Below are 16995 nucleotides of genomic sequence, written 5' to 3'. Positions count from 1 at the left end.
GTCATGAAAGGGTCGACTGCCGCGCCGCGTGTCTCAATGGCGCGGGATCATCAATCAGCCGCTGCCGGCGGCGGCTCTTTGCTCAGCCCGTCATTGATCAACACCATGCTCTGCGGTGCAGACAACGCGATGCCCATTTCGCGAATGCGGCCCAGCACGGTAAACAACAGGTCGCTTCGGGCACTGCCCACCGAGCGCGGGCTGTTGACGTAACCGCTGGCGCTGATGATCAGGCCAGTGTTGGTCAGGTCTTTGAAGGTGACCGAGGGCGCTGGCGTATCAAGGACGGCTTCGTGCTCGGTAAACGCCTGCAACAGCAATTCGCGGATCTGCAAGACATCCGTTTCCAGCGGCAGCGTCAGGGAGATCCCTACAACGCCCAAGGCATTGCCCATGGTCACGTTGCGCACGTTCTGGGTAATGAACTGCGAGTTCGGCACAATCACCGTCGAGCGGTCGGACATCTGGATTTCAGTGGCACGCACGTTGATCCGGCGAATATCGCCCTCGACCCCCGCCAGGCTCACCCAGTCTCCCACCTTGACTGGCCGCTCGGTCAGCAGGATCAGGCCGGAGATGAAGTTCTGCACGATGGCCTGCAAACCAAAACCGATCCCCACCGACAGGGCGCTCACTACCCAGGTCAGGTTGGTCAGGCTGATGTGCAGCGTGGACATCACCACCGCAATCACCAGCACAAACCCGATGTAGCCGATCAGGGTCACCAGGGACGCCTGCATGCCGGCGTCCATGTTGGTTTCCGGCAGCAGGCGTTCGCCGAACCATTCCTTCAGCACGCGCACGCCCAGCATGCCGAGCACCAGGCAACCCAGTGCCATGAGGATGTCGCTTGGAACGATGTTCAGGGCGCCCAGGGATTTGTCGGTGACTTCCATCCGGGTGAAGCTTTCGAGCAACTCGCCCGGGCTTGAACCTGAAGGCAGGAAGGCCAGCAGCACGGCGGCCAGCAACAGCAAACTGCGGCCAACGCCCGCGAGAATGGTGCTCGCCTGGGCCTGATGGCGCGGAGACAGGCCGAGTGCCGAACCCAGCGCCATGCCTCCCGGTTGCTTGGGCGACAGGAGGGTTTCGCAGACGTCGCCGAAGAACGCCACCAGCAGGTAGGCGGTCGATGCCACCACGCTCATCCACAGCAGCTTGACCGCAAGGAAGTAGGCCAGCGTCAGGTAGCCGCTCAGCAACGCCAGCAAACTCAAGCCGACCCACACCGCGACGACGAAGGGGATCAACCCGGCGAGGCCGCCCGGACGCTCGATTGCAAAGCGGCGGCGGGTGCGGCGGTAACGCACCAGGCCGAAGAAAAACATCAGCGAAACGGCCAGTGCGGTCAGGCCGTTGACCGCGACGGTCAGCGCCAGGCTGCTGGCGATGACGCTGTTGATCCGCTCCTGGGTGCCGATGACCATCAGTGCCAGGGCCAACACAGGCGGAAAGCGGCCCATGGCCGTCGCAATTTCGTCAGGAATCTTCGGCAGGCGCCACGAGGGGTGCGGCAGCATCAACAGCGCGCGGCCCAGGCCGACGATGAAGGCGCAGAAGGTGATCAGCGTCTGCAGTTGGTCGAGGAGATTGACCACGTCGTTGCTCAGCACTGCATTGCTGGTGATGCCCCAGCGCAGCAGGGAGGTGGCAGTGGTGATGGTGAGCACCGTCGAAAGACCGACGGCCAGGGCCAGGGCGCTGCGGCGCAGACGACCTTCGGGCAACCAGCGGACCATCAGGCGGATCAGCAGGCTCTCCAGCAGGCGGCGCACCACCACCCAGATCAGCAGCGCGCCGATTACCACGCTGGCAAACAGCATGCGGTTGCCGGGGGCCAGTGCGCTGGTGAACACGCTGCGGACGTCGTCCAGCAGGCCGTTCATGCGCCTGAGGTCGTCATCGGTCGGGCGAATCAGGGTCGACCAGAATGCCGAGCTGAGAGGGCTCGCCGTGCGTGTGCTGATCTGTGAGTCAAAAAGGCTGCGGCGCAGGCTGAAGATCTGCGTGGCCAGGTCCCGGGCCGACTGAGTCAAGGTATTGGTCTGGCGCTCGTCGCTGACCAGCGCGTTTTTCTGGGCGGTCAATGCCTTGCGCTGGCTGGTCAGGGTGGGCGCTTCGTCCGGTTGCACCGGGCCGAGAATGTTCAGCTGATCGTTCAGGTGCTCGATGTCGACCGCCTGTTTGGCAATCAGATCATCGGCCTGCTTCTGCACCTGCAATGCGGCCTGGCGCAGGCTCGACAGCAAGTCGTCATTAGCGCTGACGGTGACTTTTTGCCGGATCTGGTCGAGCTGTTCGCTCAGGTCATCCAGGCTGGGCGCCTCGACCTCTGGCGTTGCATCACTTTGGCTCGCCGCCTGCGGTGCGGTTTGTGGCGCGACCTGCGCCGCCGCGGCCTGTGCGAAAGCGGGCAGGGTGACGCACAGCAACAGCGCGAGCACCCCAGCGTAAAAGCGGTTCAACGTGACGTGTTGCATTCGGGTTCCTTTGGGGCGTTAACCGGTTTTGCGAGCTGATCGTTTGGCGCAGGTATCGAACGGCAGGCGGGGCTCTCGATCATTCGTGCGCGCGGGGGCGGATGATAGCAAGGATTGGGTCGGGACGACTCCCACGCGATAGAGCGGATCCCACTGGATGTACTCGATTTGACAGGAGGACCGGCTTCAGCCGGGAAAGGGGCCTCTTGGTCAACATCAATTCGTGCTGTGAACCCACAGTTAGCCGATACCCCCTTCAGGTCATGTGATAGTCACACTTGGCGGCACATTATCGTGTTCGGTGTTAAACAGGGCCCGTCCGACGGACCCCCATCAATCGAGAGGTAGCAGGATGCCGACAAGTAACGCTCAGGTGGATCTCGCCCATCGCCCCCGTCTCGCTGATCTTCAGCCCATCACCGCCGATCCGTCATCCCATGCCACGGCGCTGCGATCAACCCCGCAAGGGCGGGTCACGCCGGCGTCGCAGCTGGAAGGTCGGTCAGGCTACAGCGGCGATTTTCTCGGGGAATTCATCGTGCCGTGGCCGACGACATCAACGCCGGATGACGTGTTCCCGGTGGGCAATCCGGGCAATCCGGGCAATCGTCTGGATTACACCCACTTCTCCATCAGCATGTCCCGGAGTCGGCGCATTGCGCTGTATGTGGGCGTGAACATCGAGGGCGGTAGCAGCGTTGAGATCGTGCGGAGTCAGGACCCCTGGGCCTACGACGGTCGCCTGCCGGTCGAGGCGCAGATTGGCGACGATCTGTACCGCGACAACCTGCTGGATCGCGGGCATCTGGTTCGCCGGCAGGACCCCAACTGGGGCGCCGAGGCGCAGACCGCCAATCAGGACACCTTCCACTTCACCAACTGCTCGCCGCAGATGTCCGCCTTCAACCAGAAAACCTGGCTGGAGCTCGAAGACTTCATCCTGGACAACACCCGCCGCTGGAAAGAGCGCGCCACGGTCTTTACCGGACCGGTCCTGCGCAGTGACGACCCGCTGTACCGGGGCGTGCAAATCCCCCGAGCCTTCTGGAAAGTCGTCGCGTTCCTTGGCGATGACGGCAAACCTTCGGCCAGCGCGTACGTGATCGACCAGACCCGCGAGCTGGGCAAGCTGGAACTGATGTTTGGCGCGCTGAGGACCTATCGACGCAGCGTCGCTCAGATTGAGGCGCTCACCGGCATCAGCTTTGGCGAGCTGGCGCGGTATGACGGGTTTTCCAATGAAGAGCAGATCACTGGCACCCGAATCGAGGCACTGATTCAACGGCCGGAGGATATTCGGCTCTAGGCGGTGCTGCGGCTGTGCTGCCTGCGGGGCCTCGGGCTCTCCCGCCGAGGCGCTATCAGCGCAACGTCTGGTCGCAGCGCCCTAGTCTCAGGTGCCTCGGGTCAGCTGGGTGCCGGGCATGTCCATTTGCACATACGCAATCAAAGCCACCATGACGATGCAGAACAGCCACTGCAGATGGCTGAGCCCGGCGATCCGGTAGATCGCCTGCAGCGGCTTGCGCCAGCGATATTGGCGATCCACTGGCACTGCACTTTTGGGTTGCAGTCTGCCGATCAGGCCAGTGATGACGTAGGTGGCCACCCCCAGAAGTCCCAGCCATTTCCAGAGCACAAAGGCCAGGGCCAGCACCGGTACGCCGTTGCGGATCACCAGATAACGCCGATTCCGCGTCAATGTATGGCGTGCGCACCATGCGCTGAAGCGTTGATCCTCATCGTAGAAGTACGCCGTGAATCTGACCCAGTGCTCATACAGCTTCTTGCCCATGTACGTGAGTAGCAGCCCTGTCATCAAGATGAGCGGCGATATGACCGCCAAGAGCAGGAGAGGGGCGGGGACGTCGAGTATGCCATTCAGTGTGAGAGTCATGGTTAGAACAATGCCCGCCCGCTGCGTGACGTGGGGCGGACTTTCCGGCCCCACCAGTGCTTTCCAGAACCACGGATTATGGTCCGGGAACCTCCGTGCCCAGTCGGGAAAGCGCTTCGTGAAGTCCTTGGATAATTGTTCGCAAGCCTGCCAGTCAGCCTCGGTGAATGTCGCGACGCGTGCCTGAAGGCGTTCCGCAGACGAACCCGTCAGGAACAGCGCAGCAGCATTGGCGCGTGGGTTGGGATTCTCCTCGCCCTGGCGCACCAGCGCACGCAATTCGTCCACCCATTTCTTCTCTTCGCAGCGCCAGAGCAGCGCATGCCATTGCTCATCAACGATGGGGACAACGGCTGACTCGCTGTCCCAGGCGAACAGCTGCCGGATCCTTTGAAACAGAGCGGGGGACCAGTTCTTGTGTTCGAGAAAAAGATCGAGCACCTGCACGTGAAGCGTCTGGCGACGCGCTAAATCGCCTAGCCAGCCTTGTCGACTGTGGTGCTCAAGGCACCCGATGAAGCGTGTTTCCTCGCCGGCCGCCATGTATTGCTCCAGCCTGCGGTACAACCCCATGGAGAGCAGATGGCCAAGCCGCTGCTGATCGGCTTCCCGCGGGCGAATCTGCTGCCACGGCGTCAGCCACTGGCGGGTTTCAAGGCCCCAATGCAACAGGTTCGGGTGCGCGTCCGGCGCCTGTACGCACCGCATGAACAGCAGGGCCTCCACTGTCGATTCGATGCCCCTTGCTATGGCTTCGGTCCAGCACTGCTCCAAGGCCGCGTCGTCAAAGGTCTCAAGCAATTCAGCGGCCTGTTCCTGAGCGGAACGCACCACTGGCCGGGTGACCGGCGCAGGCTTTTGCACCAGAGGCGCTGTCGAAGCCTGTAAGAGCGAAGCGTCACCGCCAACGCCATCGTCGCCGTAGCGTGCCAGTTGCAACGCGCGCTCGTAGGCTTCACGCAGTCGCTGAAAGGCCACCGGGTCTTCATCCGGCCGGGTGACCTTCAGCAGTCGGGCGTACTGGCGTTTAACGCTGCGCTCATCGGAGCGGGCAGGGAGGTCGAGAATCTTCCAGCAATCGAGAGTCGCGTCCATGGGTCAGTGCCAACCGCCGCGTTCCAGCTGGGCAAGGCGCTCGTTCAGCTCCGTGCGCGTTTGCCGGATGATCCGCTCGTCCTGACTGTCTAGGGCCCGCTGAAACTGGCTTGCCCAGTTATCGATCAGCTCCCGGCGCGCGCCCAGGCTCTCCTGATAGAGATGCTCCAGGCGCGCCATCAACAGCGTGTTGATCTGCTGATCCCGCGGATGCACCTTGAGCGCAGCGAGCGCTTGCAGGCGCTCGGCAATTTCTTTGGGGCTGAGCACGCCGGGGTTGTTTTCGATGACCAGCGCGAACTGCTCGCCGGTGCTGGGAATAGTGACCTGACACTCGAGAATGCCGTTGTTGTCGTAGGTAAACCGTACATCGAGGTTGAGGTCGCCACCGCTGCGCGGCGGTAGCGGTATTTCCAGTTCCCCCAGGGGTATGTTGTCGCGCACGAGGCGACTTTCACCCTGGAAAATCTTCACCATCACGCTGGTTTGCGTGTCGTCGACGGGGCAGACCGTTTCTACCCGGCTGACCGGTACGGTGGTGTTGCGCTCGATGATCGGCAGATAGTGCCCGCCCTCAAAATGCTGACCGACCTGGTGTGAGGTCGCGATGCCCAAGGTGTAGGAACAGACGTCAGTCAGCACGACTTCTTCCAGGGCCGCATCCCGCGATTTCAACGCCGCCTGTATCGCCGCACCGTGGGCCACCGCTTCGTCGGGGTTGAGCTGAATCGAAGGGAAGCGCCCGAACATGCCCGCCGCCAGTTTACGCACAAGCGGCATACGCGTGGTGCCGCCGACCAACAGGATTTCGTCCAGATCGCCGACCTGCAGCCTGGCATCACGCATGGCCCGTTCAACCGGATTGCGCAGCCGCTCAAGCAACGGCGCATACAGCGCGGCCATGTCTTCCTGGGTGAAGGTCTGCTGCCACTGCTGGCCGTCCACCCGCAGCACGAACTCGTCGCTGCGGACCTGACCCAGGGCAATGCGCAGGCGCTGGGCTTCGCGATGCAGCGCGTGGGCGATGGATTCGGGGGCGGGGAAGCCTGGCTGATCGGCCTGGGCGCGAACGAAAGCTTCGGCCAGCAGCCGGTCAAAGTCTTCGCCACCGAGGAAGTTGTCCCCCGCACTGGCGCGCACTTCCATCACGCCCTCGAACAGCTCGAGGATCGACACGTCAAACGTCCCGCCGCCCAGGTCGAACACCAGAAACGAACATTCCTTGCCGTGCTGCGGCAAGCCGAACGCCAGCGCGGCAGCGGTGGGCTCGTTGATCAGCTTGTCGACCTTGAGGCCGGCCAGTTCGCCCGCGATGCGCGTGGCTTTGCGTTGAGCATCGCTGAAATAAGCGGGCACGCTGATGACCGCCTCAACGACCGTCTCCCCATAGGCGCGTTCGACGTCTTCCTTGAGACTTCTGAGCACCAGCGCCGAAAGTTCTTCAGGACGGAATATGTGATTGCCGAGGGCCGTCTGGTGGGCGCTGCCCATGTGCCGTTTGAACAACGCAGTGGTCAGGGAAGGGTGGGTGTGCAGGCGTTCGCGGGCGGCTTGCCCGACCAGAATCCGGCCCTCATCGTCCAGCCCGACCACGGAGGGGGTGAGCAGCTCGCCCAGCGCGTTCGGCACCAGCACGCTGGCATCGTCTTTCCAGACCGCGACCAGGCTGTTGGTGGTGCCGAGGTCAATACCGACGATCATGGGTGAGTTCCTGTGTGCAGGCTTGGGGAGCCTGGGGCTGCGATAAACGCGTTGGGTGTCATGAATGCTGTCTTCCTTGAGCCCGGAGGTGGCGTGCGCGGATTTGAGAATGATCGGCGTGCAGGGTTCAAGTGCTCATGTGGACGCCCTGCGCCGACTGCGTAACATTTCGCAAAATTACAAAATAATAGGATCCAAAGGGAATTTATTTTTCCGTAAGCTATCTAGCATCACGCTTATAGACGGTTCATCGGCATCGACAAACTGCCGACTGATCCCGAACGCTGTACCGCCCCGAAGCAAGACTTTTCTGCCAACGGTTTTTTTTCACTTCCTGGAGATTCCCTGACAATGACCGTCTCATTCAGCCGCCACTGGTTACTCGCCCTCGCACTGCCGCTGCTACTGACCGCCTGCGGCAGCAGCGAGCCTGACCAGCGCGCCGCGTTCAAGCAGTTCCTGCAAACCCGCATCATCGACAAGCCGGGCGTCCACGTGCCCAAACTGACACCGGAAGAATCGAAGTCTTTCGGCGATTACACCCAGCACTACGCCGTGATCACTGACTTCAACAGTGGTATGGACGCCAGCATCAAGCCCCTCAACGGCTTCGTGCAGAAAGGCGCGTTCCATTCATTGGGCGACGTGATCGAGCGCCGCGATGATCTCAAGACGGTGCAAGCCGGCGTGACCGATCTGGTCGCACAGCTCAAGCAACAGTTGGCGAAAGCTGACGCAGCCCATGCCCAGCTCAAGCAGCCGGACGACCTGAAAACCGTGTATGACAGCGCCTACGATCGCACGGTGACCGTCCCGGCCAACACGCTCCTGGCTGTCATGCCGCAAGTCAACGGCACCTTCGAGTCGGGCCTCAAAGTGGCGGACTACGTCGACGCTCACAAGGCGCAGATCCAGATCAATGGCTCGGTGATTCAAGTGACGGACCCCAAAGTACAGGCTGAATTGAACACGCTGCTGCAGGACCTGAATGCCAAGGCCAAGGTGGTTCAGGAAGCGCAGACACGCATGCAGGCCGTGTTGCTGGGTCGCTGAATGTTGACGCCGAGTCTTTCGTAGCTCACCGCTTCGCAGTCCTCGGTCAAAAGTACGCAAAGGGCATCAGGCCCTTTGTCCAGGGAAGCAGGCGCGCCAGGGATGGCACTCGGCGGCGCTGTGGAAAGGGGCTGGTTCTGCTGCTTGCCCCACTGCTGTTTTCGGGAGTTACAGGGCATGATCCGCAGCCGTTCTTTGTCGGTGGCGGCGTCGCTCTGCTCATCACGCTGTGCACGCTGCCCTTTGGATTGCGCTTCTTCAGACGCGCCCATAAAACCGCGCCGCTGCCTGAGCTGACCCCACGTTCGTTCTCCTCACCCGATGCCGTGCTCAACAAGAAGAAATGCTGGTTGATGTTGCCCCTCTCCCAGTTCTGCCGCGATGACATAAAGCTCAAGATCCCCGAGCTGGTTGAACTGATCGGGACCTACGTCAACGCAGGTGCAGCGTGGCATTTGCTGCAGCAGCGGTTTGAGCAGGATGGGGAATTGAAGGCTGAGTAACAGGTAGTCATGGATCCTTCACGAAATCGGCGGCGATCCAAGAGAAAGGGCTGATTCAGATCCAGGCAGTCACCAAACAGTGATAATCGCCGATTCATTTACTAAAGGAGAGCGTCAGCGTGAGTGATGCAAGTGCCCGGCATGAAAACCTCAGCCGCTTTAGAAAATACCTCAGAATTGATGCCGCGCTGTTCATCGCCAGCATGGTGGGCGCTTTCACGCTCAGCGGATTTGCATACCTTGAGAAGTTCTACCTGACGCTGGACGTATCAGTAAGCCGGATCAATATCACCACGCAGCAATTGCTGGCTTACGGCGCGGCAGGGTTTGGTTCTTATCTTGCCGCGATGGTGTTCGCGATGGCTTTGGTGGGAGCCGTTACCCTTCTGATTGTTCTGTTTGAAAAGCCAGCGGTAAGCACGGATAGACAGCCTGACCCGGCTCGTTGGGTAGTGAAGGCGCGAGACAGAGTAGCGAGAAATCGTGGTGCATTCATCTTCGTCGGGTGCATTGGCTTGATCGCTTTTCTGTTATTCGCCGCCTGGGCCTTGCTGGTGACCTTGCCCTCTCAGACGGGCCGAACAGCGGCGCTGGATGAGGCGGCCAAATGTACGGCACGACGGTTCGATTACGCGAATCTGGATCATTTTGAGGGGTGCCAGATTGCCGAGTCCGACGACATGGTATTCATTCTGCAACGAACCGAATGCACCAAGGAGGGCGTAGCGTTTCGAACCCTTGAGCTGCCCAAACAGGGGCTTAAAAGTATTTCGAGCCCTGCGCAAATGCGTTTACTGAAAAAGCCGGACCCTTCTCACTGTGCTCAATAGCGACAGGCGCGAGATACCGTCGTTCTGATGCCGCGACATCTCGCAGAAAACACCGCCCATGTGGGAGTGAGCTTGCTCACGAATACGGCATTCCAGCCGCTGAAAATGTTGCGGATGTTCTCGCCTCTTCGCGAGCAAGCTCGCTCCCACAAAAATGCTCTTCGACCTCGAATTTTCTATTGCCCAGGTGCTGGCGGGTAACTGGCGTCTGAACCAATCGGAAAGAATGGGGCTATTTTCGCCACCGCTCGTCGCCTGTCCCGTCAGATGACCCGCCTTTCACACAGCATGCCCATACTGCCCCCGTCTCTTCAGTTGAAACGGAGCACGTTATGACACTGCAATTCAATGTCCGGGATTTTGGCGCTGTCGGTGATGGACATACGTCTGACACCGCCGCCATTCAAGCCGCCATCGATGCTGCGGCAAAAGCCGGTGGCGGTGATGTTTATATTCCTGCCGGCACCTGGGTCGTTACCGCAGGCGACAAGCCTGCCGATGGCGCGCTGATGCTCAAAAGCAACGTGTTCATCAAAGGCGAGGGCATGGGCGCGACAGTGCTCAAGCTGGCAGACGGCACCGATCACGCGGTCACCGGCATCATCCGCTCGGCGAGCGGCGAGGCGACCCACGATTTCGGCGTCAGCAACCTCACCCTCGACGGCAACCGGGATGCAACGACAGGCAAGGTCGATGGCTGGTACAACGGCTTTCTGCCGGGCCAGCCGGGTCAGGACACCAACGTCACGCTGTCGGGCGTCGAGATCCGCGACTGCTCGGGCTACGGCTTCGATCCCCACGAGCGCACGGCGAACATGCTCATCGAAAACAGCGTGTCCCACGGCAACGGGCTGGACGGGTTCGTCGCCGACTACCTGATCGACAGCACGTTTCGCAATAACCTGGCCTACGACAATGACCGTCACGGTTTCAACATCGTCACGACCACCCATGATCTGGCGCTGCTGAACAACGTCTCCCACGACAATGGCGGCGGCGGCATCGTCGTCCAGCGCGGCAGCGAAAACATTCCCTCGCCGTACCACATCACCATCGAAGGTGGCGAGGTCTACGGCAATGCGGCTGAAGGCGTATTGGTGAAACTGTCCAAAGGCGTTGATATCAGCGGCGTGGACATTCACCACAACGGCACGTCCGGCGTGCGTGTCTATGGCAGCACGGACGTTGAAGTCCGCGGCAATCTGATCCACGAGAACGCGCAGAAAGGAGGCATCCCTGAAGTGCTGATCCAGCCGTTCGACGATCGCGGCGGCGTATCCGGGAAGGTTCATCCGTCTGACCACAACACCTTCGCGGACAACATCATCACGGGTGGCGACAAAAGCACCTTCGGGGTGGCGGAGGAGAGCGGCCAGTCCGGCAGCACCTCGGTGTACGGCAACACGTTCGCTCATCTGCAACAGGACGCCGTATCACTGCAGGGTGGGGGTGACCACGTCGGGACCAACCCCGTGCTGAATGCCATCGACGGCGGGAATGGCAGCGATGCAATCGTCGGAACGGCCAAGGCCGACTCGATCAATGGCAAGGACGGGGCAGACACCCTGAATGGCGGATCCGGGGCGGACCTGCTCTGGGGCGGCGCCGGTCATGACCGATTGCTTGGCGGCAACGGCAACGACACCCTGATCGGCGGCGCCGATGCCGACGTGCTGTTCGGCGGCGCAGGGTCGGATCTGTTCCGGTTTGCTTCGGTGTCCGACAGCTACAGAACAGCGACCGCCAGCCATGCAGACCGCATCGGCGACTTCGATTCCGCCCACGACACCATCGATGTCTCGGGCCTCGGCTTTACCGGGTTTGGCGACGGCCATGACGGCACCTTGAAGTTCACCACCAACGCCGAGCACACCCGGGTTTACCTGAAGGACCTTGATGCCGACGTGCAAGGGCATCGGTTCGAACTGGTGCTGGACGGTGATTTCAAAGCCGGTCTCCCTTCAAAATCGATGATATTCGCCGACGCCCCAGCGTTGCTGGCCAGCACATCAACGACAGCGGATGCCGTGTCAGTGGAGCTGGTAGGCGTGGCTCAGGATCATCCGGATATAGCGCTCGTTTGACGTAGCGTCAGGCCCTTGCCAGTGTGCGAGCACTGGGCAGTGGACCGAGGGATGCATGCGCCGTGAGGCAACACTCACGGCGTGATGCCAGTCGATTCCCGCACCCAATTCCCGCGCCAACCTTTGCATCCTCAAGACCTTCCCGCTAAAGTCGGCCTCCGGGCGTCTGCTGCGCCTGCGGTCCGCGCGAAGGGGTTTCCCAAGGCAAGCGTTGCACACTCATTCATTCCAGCTCCCGGCTTGTCGGCGGACCGAGCCCTGTAAGGAGTTGGCATGCCTGCCACGAATGCGTCCCGTCAACACGGTCTGCTCGATCTGCCTGCGCTGCGTAAACACGCAAAGCGTCTTCTCAAAGCCCTGAAAAACAACGAAGCGTACGACGCCCGGGCGCAACTGCGCGCGATAGGCCTGCCGGGCCCGAACTATCGGCTCGCCGACACCCAATGGCTGGTGGCGCGCGAGGCCGGGTTCGCCAGTTGGCCCAAGCTGATCGCCCATGCCGACGCCGTCGCATTTGCCGCCCGGCATCCGGATTTCGCGGCGACGGGTGAGGCACAGGTTCAGCACTGGCGCTGCGGCAACGACATCGAGCGCAGCCTGAAGGTCGCCGGCTTTTCGGGTTCTTTTCATATGTTCGACGACCCTATGGTCATGGGCCCGGTGCCAGCCCTGCCTGACGATGAGTACTGGGCGGTGCGTGCCGCGTTTGCCGAGCAGGCGTTTGGACTGTCGCCCCGTGACGCTCAGCAACGACAGGCGATTCAGCGTGACGCACTGGCACGCCTGAATGCCGACAGTGAACTGGTGCTGTGGTGCGAGGGCGATGCCTACGATCAACTGTTTCTGGTTCGCTTGCTGGCGAGTCTGCCCAGCGTGCCGCGCAGGCTGGAGCTGATCGAGATCAGCCGCGTGCCCGGCGTCGAGCGATTCATCGGCATCGGGCAACTGGACCCGGACGTGCTCGCCTGGCTCTGGCCCCAGCGGCGCGCCATCGGTGAGGATGCCCTGGCACTGGCCCGGCAGGTATGGGCCGCTTACACCGCAGCGGACCCGACCCGCTGGGCTGAGCTCGCGGCACAACACCATTCGGCGCTGCCGCTGCTCGGCCCCGCGTTGGCGAGACAACTGCAGGAACTGCCCGGCGCCGAGGATGGTTTGGGCCTGACCCAGCGGTTGATCCTGCGCATTCTCGCGGAGAAAGGCGAGATGGCTGCGGGCAAGGTGTTCGGTCATTTGATGCTGACCTACGAGCCGCTGCCGTACCTGGGCGACATGATGTTTCACGCACTGCTGAGACCGCTCATCGATGCGCCCCAACCGTTGCTGCACGAACAGCCAGGAAGTGAATGGCCCAGGCGCCTTGTCCGGTTGACAGCGCAGGGTGAGCGCGTCGTGCGCGGGGAGTTGAACGGGCTCGATCTCGGGCCGGCAGAGCGTTGGGTCGGCGGTGTGCAGATTGTTGCCGATCGCTCGCCCTGGGTGGTCAGCGCTGAAGGGCGGGTGTGGCGTCGCTGACTACACTTGGGATGTCAGCGACTTCTCCATGATGATCGTCCGCTCCTCGCCGTGGTATTCATCGCGAATGATCGAGTAGCCAAGCGACCGGTAAAAGCCCTCGGCCGTGATGGAAGAGGGCACGCGCAACCGACTGACGCCGTTGATGGCGGCGGCTGATTCAACCGCCGCCATCAACGCGCGCCCCGCGCCTTGGCCTTGGTGTTCGGGGGCGACGAATACGCTGCGGACAGTGGCCTGATCGAGGCTCGCCGTGGCAATGATGTCTTCGCCAAGCGTTGCCACATACACCTGCCGCTGCGCCAGCAAGCGCAGGATCGCCGACGGGGAAAAACTCAGTTCCACCTGCGCAATGACGGCTGCGGAATAGTCCTGGCGATTGGACTCGCGCAGGGCGGCCACGATGACGTGGCTGATCGCAGTGGCGTCCTTTTCCGTTGCCTCGCGGATCACGCAGTTCATGGGGCAGTGCTCCTGGCAAAACTGAAAAACACGACCAGCCGGCTGTTTGAGGCGTGCAGTGGAGGCTCTGGGGCAATTCCTTGACTCCGGCCCTGGCCGGGCAATTTTCTTTCAGTCCACCCAAAAAATCTTGAGTTTGGGCAGTTTTGCCGAATTTTTCTTCACTGCACACATTCGTACTCTGTGCCTTCACCACTCGACCAGCCCCGTATCCCTGAGAATCCTCCCGGCATCCCGAGCGGGAGGCAGCCCGAATACCCGGGTGTAATCACGGCTGAACTGGGTGGCGCTCTCGTAGCCGACCTCGAACGCGGCGGCCATGACGCTCCTGGCATTGGCGACCATCAGCGTTCTGGCCTGCAGCAGGCGTACCCGCTTCTGGTACTGCAAAGGGCTGAGGTGGGTCACCGCCTTGAAATGCCGATGGAACGCCGAAACGCTCATTGAGGCGCGCTCGGCCAGGCGCTCCACGCCCAGGGGTTGGGCGAAGTCACGGCGGATCCACTGAATGGCCAGGTTGACCCGGGCCATGGCGCTGTCCGGCGCGGCGATTTCGCGCAACATCCAGCCAAGCGGGCCCTGAAGCACGCGGAAAATGATTTCCCGTTCATAGACCGGAGCGAGGGCGGCGATCGCTTCCGGGTCGCCCATCAGCCGCAGCATTCGCACCCAGGCATCCATCAACTCACCTGTCATCAACGCGACGGAAAACCCAGCGTCCTGTTCGACGCGGCTGGCAGGTTTGGGCAGGTCGGCGAACAGCGTGGCGAGCACCGCCGGGTCCAGCGTCAGGCTGACCGCCAGGTAAGGCTCGCCCGACGCGGAGGGATGTACCGAACCCACCGCAGGCAGATCAATGGACATCACGAAATAGGTGGCCGGGTCGTACCTGAGCGTTCGATCCCCCACGGTCATGCTTTTGCTGCCTTGCAGAATCACGTTGATCATCGGGTCATACACCGCCGCCAGCAGATGCTCGGGGATTTTGCCCTGAACCATGGCAACGCGGGGGATGCCCGTTTCGGTGCGACGGTTTTTCGCACCGGCAGCAAGCGATCTGAGTTCATTCAGTTGTTTTTCCATGGGGAGCATGCTGAGGGCTGAGGGTCATGCCGCGCAAGGGAAAAGCAGAAACGGGCAGGTTCCGAGCAGGAACGGACACGTCCTCGGTCTCTGTGATGGGTACTGTGGAGTCAGGTTTGAATCACAGAGGAACACGACATGGGCGTTATCGTTATTACAGGCGGCAGCCGCGGGATCGGTGCAAGTGCCGCCGAACACGCGGCGAAACGGGGTATGGGTGTCATCCTGACGTACAACGCCAACCCTCAGGCAGCGGCGTCGGTCGTCGAGCGCATTGCACAGGCCGGAGGGAAAGCCGTTGCGCTGAAACTCGACGTGTCTGACGTCGGCAGCTTCGCGGCGTTTCGAGCGTCCGTGGTCACAGCGCTTCGGGAAACCTGGGCGACCACCGCGTTGAGTGGCCTGGTCAACAACGCCGGCTATGGCCTGTTCAACCCCTTGGCGACGGTCAGCGAAGCGCAGTTCGACGGGCTGTTCAATGTGCACCTCAAAGGGCCGTTCTTCCTGACGCAGGCGCTGCTGCCGTTACTGGCGGAAAACGCCAGCATCGTCAATCTCACCAGCGCCACGACACGAGTGGCCACGGCCGGCGTTGCACCCTACGCGGCGTTCAAGGGGGGCCTTGAAGTGCTGACCCGCTACATGGCCAAGGAATTTGCCGAACGACGGATACGCGCCAACGCGGTATCACCCGGCGCCATCCGCACAGAACTGGGCGGCGGCCTCAACGATGAGTTCGAAGCGATGCTGGCGGCGCAGACCGCACTCGGCAGAGTGGGCGAGCCGGAGGATGTCGCGCGCGTCATTGCCATGTTGCTGTCGGAGGAGGGCGGCTGGATCAATGCCCAGACCCTTGAAGTTGCAGGCGGCTACACCATCTGACCACGGGAGGGTTTTTAGCATGCTGGACCATATTTTTCTGTCAGTGAGCGACATCCCACGTTCCATCCGCTTTTACGACGCAGCGTTGAGGGAGCTGGGTATTACGGCGCGGCTGGACTACGACGGCAAGGACGTCCCGCCGGGGCACCCTGACCTCAAAGGCTTCGGCGCCAATGGCCGGGTGTTTTTCTGGCTGCGTGAAGGGGTTGCCGAAGGGCGTGCTGTCCACGTCGGCTTCGTCGCCAACAGCAAGGCCGAAGTGGACGCGGCCTATGCCGCCGCCATGGATCACGGGGCGGTGGACAATGGCGCGCCGGGAGCACGCTTGCACTACGACCCTGATTACTACGCCGCCAATGTGCTGGACCCGGACGGCTACAGCCTCGAATTCGTCTACAAAAAATGGCAGCACGCCCAATGAGCACACTTCTGATCTACGGCGCCACGGGCTACACCGGGCGCATGGCAGCAGAACGCGCCAAAGTCCAAGGGCTGGCGTTCGAAATCGCCGGGCGCAATCGTCATCAAATAGAGGCATTGGCTGCGCAACTGAACGTGCCCTATCGGGTGTTCGATGCCGACGGGGATGCCGCCACTTCGCTTTCAGGGGTCTCGGTGCTGCTCAACTTCGCGGGGCCCTTTGCGCACACAGCCGAGCCTTTGATGCGCGCCTGCATCCACGCCGGGGTGGACTATCTGGACATCACCGCAGAGATCAACGTGTACCGGTTGGCCGAGCAACTGGGCGCCGAAGCGGCTGCACGCGACGTCATGTTGTTGCCAGGCGTCGGCTGGGACGTGGTGCCTACGGACTCGCTGGCAGTGCATGTCGCCAGGCGCGTTAATCAGCCGCGTTCGCTGAAAATCGCGCTGCAGGTCCCGGGGTCGATGTCTCGGGGCTCGGCCTTGAGCGTCAGCGAAATCATCGGCGCCGGTGTGCTCGCCAGGGTGAAGGGTGAACTGGTCGCAACACCTGATGCGCAACCGCGGCAGTTTGATTTCGGCCAGGGACCGCAGCTCTGTGTGCCGCTGTCCTTCGGGGATCTCGTGACCGCGTGGCATGCGGCCGCCATTCCCGACATCACGATGTATGTCCACCTCTCGGGCGAAGCGTTCCCGGAGGGCGACCTCTCACTGCTTCCCGATGGCCCCAATGCGGCGGAGCGTGATGCTCATCGCGCCCGCGCGGCGGTTGAAATCACTGGGGCGGATGGCTCGATGGCGCGGTCTGTCATAGAAACCGTCAACGGCTACACCTACACGCCGCTGGCGGCGGTTGAAGCTGCCCGTCGCGTGTTGGGCGGTGAGCGGCGGGCAGGTTTTGCGGCCCCGTCGCAGGTGTTCGGCGGCGGGTTTGCGCAGAGCATCGCGGGCACGGTCATTACCGATCTGCCAGCCAGTTGATGGTGT

Annotated in this window: 14 protein-coding genes; 9 read left to right on the top strand and 5 right to left on the bottom strand. The window is 61.9% G+C overall.

The genetic code is table 11. From position 1 onward, the window contains the following. Positions 1 to 50: 50 nt before the first annotated feature. Positions 51 to 2480 (bottom strand): DUF3772 domain-containing protein, encoded by a 2430-nt coding sequence (locus QWI20_RS10135; protein WP_369305346.1) that lies wholly within the window; start codon positions 2478 to 2480, stop codon positions 51 to 53. 352 nt (positions 2481 to 2832) lie between these two features. Between QWI20_RS10135 and QWI20_RS10130 the strand changes: the two genes are divergently transcribed. Further along, positions 2833 to 3786, top strand: coding sequence for a DNA/RNA non-specific endonuclease (locus QWI20_RS10130; RefSeq protein ID WP_369305345.1), 954 nt, complete (start codon positions 2833 to 2835; stop codon positions 3784 to 3786). 87 nt (positions 3787 to 3873) lie between these two features. On the opposite strand, the gene QWI20_RS10125 is transcribed toward QWI20_RS10130, so the two are convergent. Both QWI20_RS10125 and QWI20_RS10120 read right to left on the bottom strand, forming a co-directional pair. Further along, positions 3874 to 5472 (bottom strand): hypothetical protein, encoded by a 1599-nt coding sequence (locus QWI20_RS10125; RefSeq protein WP_369305344.1) that lies wholly within the window; start codon positions 5470 to 5472, stop codon positions 3874 to 3876. A gap of 3 nt (positions 5473 to 5475) precedes the next feature. Then, the gene (locus tag QWI20_RS10120; RefSeq protein ID WP_369305343.1) at positions 5476 to 7173 is read right to left on the bottom strand and encodes an Hsp70 family protein; all 1698 of its coding nucleotides are present in this window, start codon (positions 7171 to 7173) and stop codon (positions 5476 to 5478) included. Positions 7174 to 7524: 351 nt separating this feature from the next. Here QWI20_RS10120 and QWI20_RS10115 point away from each other — a divergent pair, with 351 nt between their 5' ends. The 5 genes from QWI20_RS10115 to QWI20_RS10095 all read left to right on the top strand — a co-directional run bounded on the left by QWI20_RS10115 (position 7525) and on the right by QWI20_RS10095 (position 13158). Next, positions 7525 to 8226: a DUF3053 domain-containing protein gene (locus QWI20_RS10115; protein ID WP_369305342.1), complete on the top strand. Its 702-nt coding sequence runs from the start codon at positions 7525 to 7527 to the stop codon at positions 8224 to 8226. 248 nt (positions 8227 to 8474) lie between these two features. Next, on the top strand, positions 8475 to 8729 hold the full coding sequence (locus QWI20_RS10110; protein WP_369305341.1) for a hypothetical protein: 255 nt from the start codon (positions 8475 to 8477) through the stop codon (positions 8727 to 8729). A gap of 119 nt (positions 8730 to 8848) precedes the next feature. After that, the gene (locus QWI20_RS10105; protein WP_369305340.1) at positions 8849 to 9559 is read left to right on the top strand and encodes a hypothetical protein; all 711 of its coding nucleotides are present in this window, start codon (positions 8849 to 8851) and stop codon (positions 9557 to 9559) included. A gap of 332 nt (positions 9560 to 9891) precedes the next feature. Continuing rightward, positions 9892 to 11643, top strand: a complete 1752-nt coding sequence (locus tag QWI20_RS10100) for a right-handed parallel beta-helix repeat-containing protein (protein ID WP_369305339.1) — start codon at positions 9892 to 9894, stop codon at positions 11641 to 11643. 273 nt (positions 11644 to 11916) lie between these two features. Next, on the top strand, positions 11917 to 13158 hold the full coding sequence (locus QWI20_RS10095) for a DUF1835 domain-containing protein (RefSeq protein WP_369305338.1): 1242 nt from the start codon (positions 11917 to 11919) through the stop codon (positions 13156 to 13158). Here QWI20_RS10095 and QWI20_RS10090 read toward each other — a convergent pair whose 3' ends face one another. Further along, on the bottom strand, positions 13159 to 13620 hold the full coding sequence (locus QWI20_RS10090; protein ID WP_369305337.1) for a GNAT family N-acetyltransferase: 462 nt from the start codon (positions 13618 to 13620) through the stop codon (positions 13159 to 13161). Positions 13621 to 13809: 189 nt separating this feature from the next. Beyond that, entirely contained in the window at positions 13810 to 14703 is an 894-nt protein-coding gene (locus tag QWI20_RS10085) for an AraC family transcriptional regulator N-terminal domain-containing protein (protein ID WP_369305336.1), read from the bottom strand. Between the two features lie 138 nt (positions 14704 to 14841). On the opposite strand from QWI20_RS10085, the gene QWI20_RS10080 reads away from it, so the two are divergent. Genes QWI20_RS10080 through QWI20_RS10070 form a run of 3 tightly spaced genes read left to right on the top strand, consistent with a single transcriptional unit; the run spans position 14842 to position 16989 of the window. Beyond that, positions 14842 to 15585: an SDR family NAD(P)-dependent oxidoreductase gene (locus QWI20_RS10080; protein ID WP_369305335.1), complete on the top strand. Its 744-nt coding sequence runs from the start codon at positions 14842 to 14844 to the stop codon at positions 15583 to 15585. 19 nt (positions 15586 to 15604) lie between these two features. Continuing rightward, a complete protein-coding gene (locus QWI20_RS10075; RefSeq protein WP_369305334.1) occupies positions 15605 to 16006 on the top strand; it encodes a VOC family protein in 402 nt (133 codons plus the stop codon). Next, positions 16003 to 16989: a trans-acting enoyl reductase family protein gene (locus QWI20_RS10070; RefSeq protein ID WP_369305333.1), complete on the top strand. Its 987-nt coding sequence runs from the start codon at positions 16003 to 16005 to the stop codon at positions 16987 to 16989. The genes QWI20_RS10075 and QWI20_RS10070 overlap by 4 nt, the downstream gene beginning before the upstream one ends. The last annotated feature ends 6 nt before the right edge of the window (positions 16990 to 16995 follow it).

This window comes from Pseudomonas sp. W2-17, assembly GCF_041060445.1.
Lineage (GTDB): Bacteria > Pseudomonadota > Gammaproteobacteria > Pseudomonadales > Pseudomonadaceae > Aquipseudomonas.
This window is presented reverse-complemented; position numbering and strand designations above follow the sequence as displayed.

Excerpts from the sequence above, each read along its gene's own strand:
- QWI20_RS10135 (WP_369305346.1), bottom strand. The coding sequence starts at position 2,480 with ATGCAACACGTCACGTTGAACCGCTTTTACGCTGGGGTGCTCGCGCTG.
- QWI20_RS10130 (WP_369305345.1), top strand. The coding sequence starts at position 2,833 with ATGCCGACAAGTAACGCTCAGGTGGATCTCGCCCATCGCCCCCGTCTC.
- QWI20_RS10125 (WP_369305344.1), bottom strand. The coding sequence starts at position 5,472 with ATGGACGCGACTCTCGATTGCTGGAAGATTCTCGACCTCCCTGCCCGC.
- QWI20_RS10120 (WP_369305343.1), bottom strand. The coding sequence starts at position 7,173 with ATGATCGTCGGTATTGACCTCGGCACCACCAACAGCCTGGTCGCGGTC.
- QWI20_RS10115 (WP_369305342.1), top strand. The coding sequence starts at position 7,525 with ATGACCGTCTCATTCAGCCGCCACTGGTTACTCGCCCTCGCACTGCCG.
- QWI20_RS10100 (WP_369305339.1), top strand. The coding sequence starts at position 9,892 with ATGACACTGCAATTCAATGTCCGGGATTTTGGCGCTGTCGGTGATGGA.
- QWI20_RS10095 (WP_369305338.1), top strand. The coding sequence starts at position 11,917 with ATGCCTGCCACGAATGCGTCCCGTCAACACGGTCTGCTCGATCTGCCT.
- QWI20_RS10090 (WP_369305337.1), bottom strand. The coding sequence starts at position 13,620 with ATGAACTGCGTGATCCGCGAGGCAACGGAAAAGGACGCCACTGCGATC.
- QWI20_RS10085 (WP_369305336.1), bottom strand. The coding sequence starts at position 14,703 with ATGGAAAAACAACTGAATGAACTCAGATCGCTTGCTGCCGGTGCGAAA.
- QWI20_RS10080 (WP_369305335.1), top strand. The coding sequence starts at position 14,842 with ATGGGCGTTATCGTTATTACAGGCGGCAGCCGCGGGATCGGTGCAAGT.
- QWI20_RS10075 (WP_369305334.1), top strand. The coding sequence starts at position 15,605 with ATGCTGGACCATATTTTTCTGTCAGTGAGCGACATCCCACGTTCCATC.
- QWI20_RS10070 (WP_369305333.1), top strand. The coding sequence starts at position 16,003 with ATGAGCACACTTCTGATCTACGGCGCCACGGGCTACACCGGGCGCATG.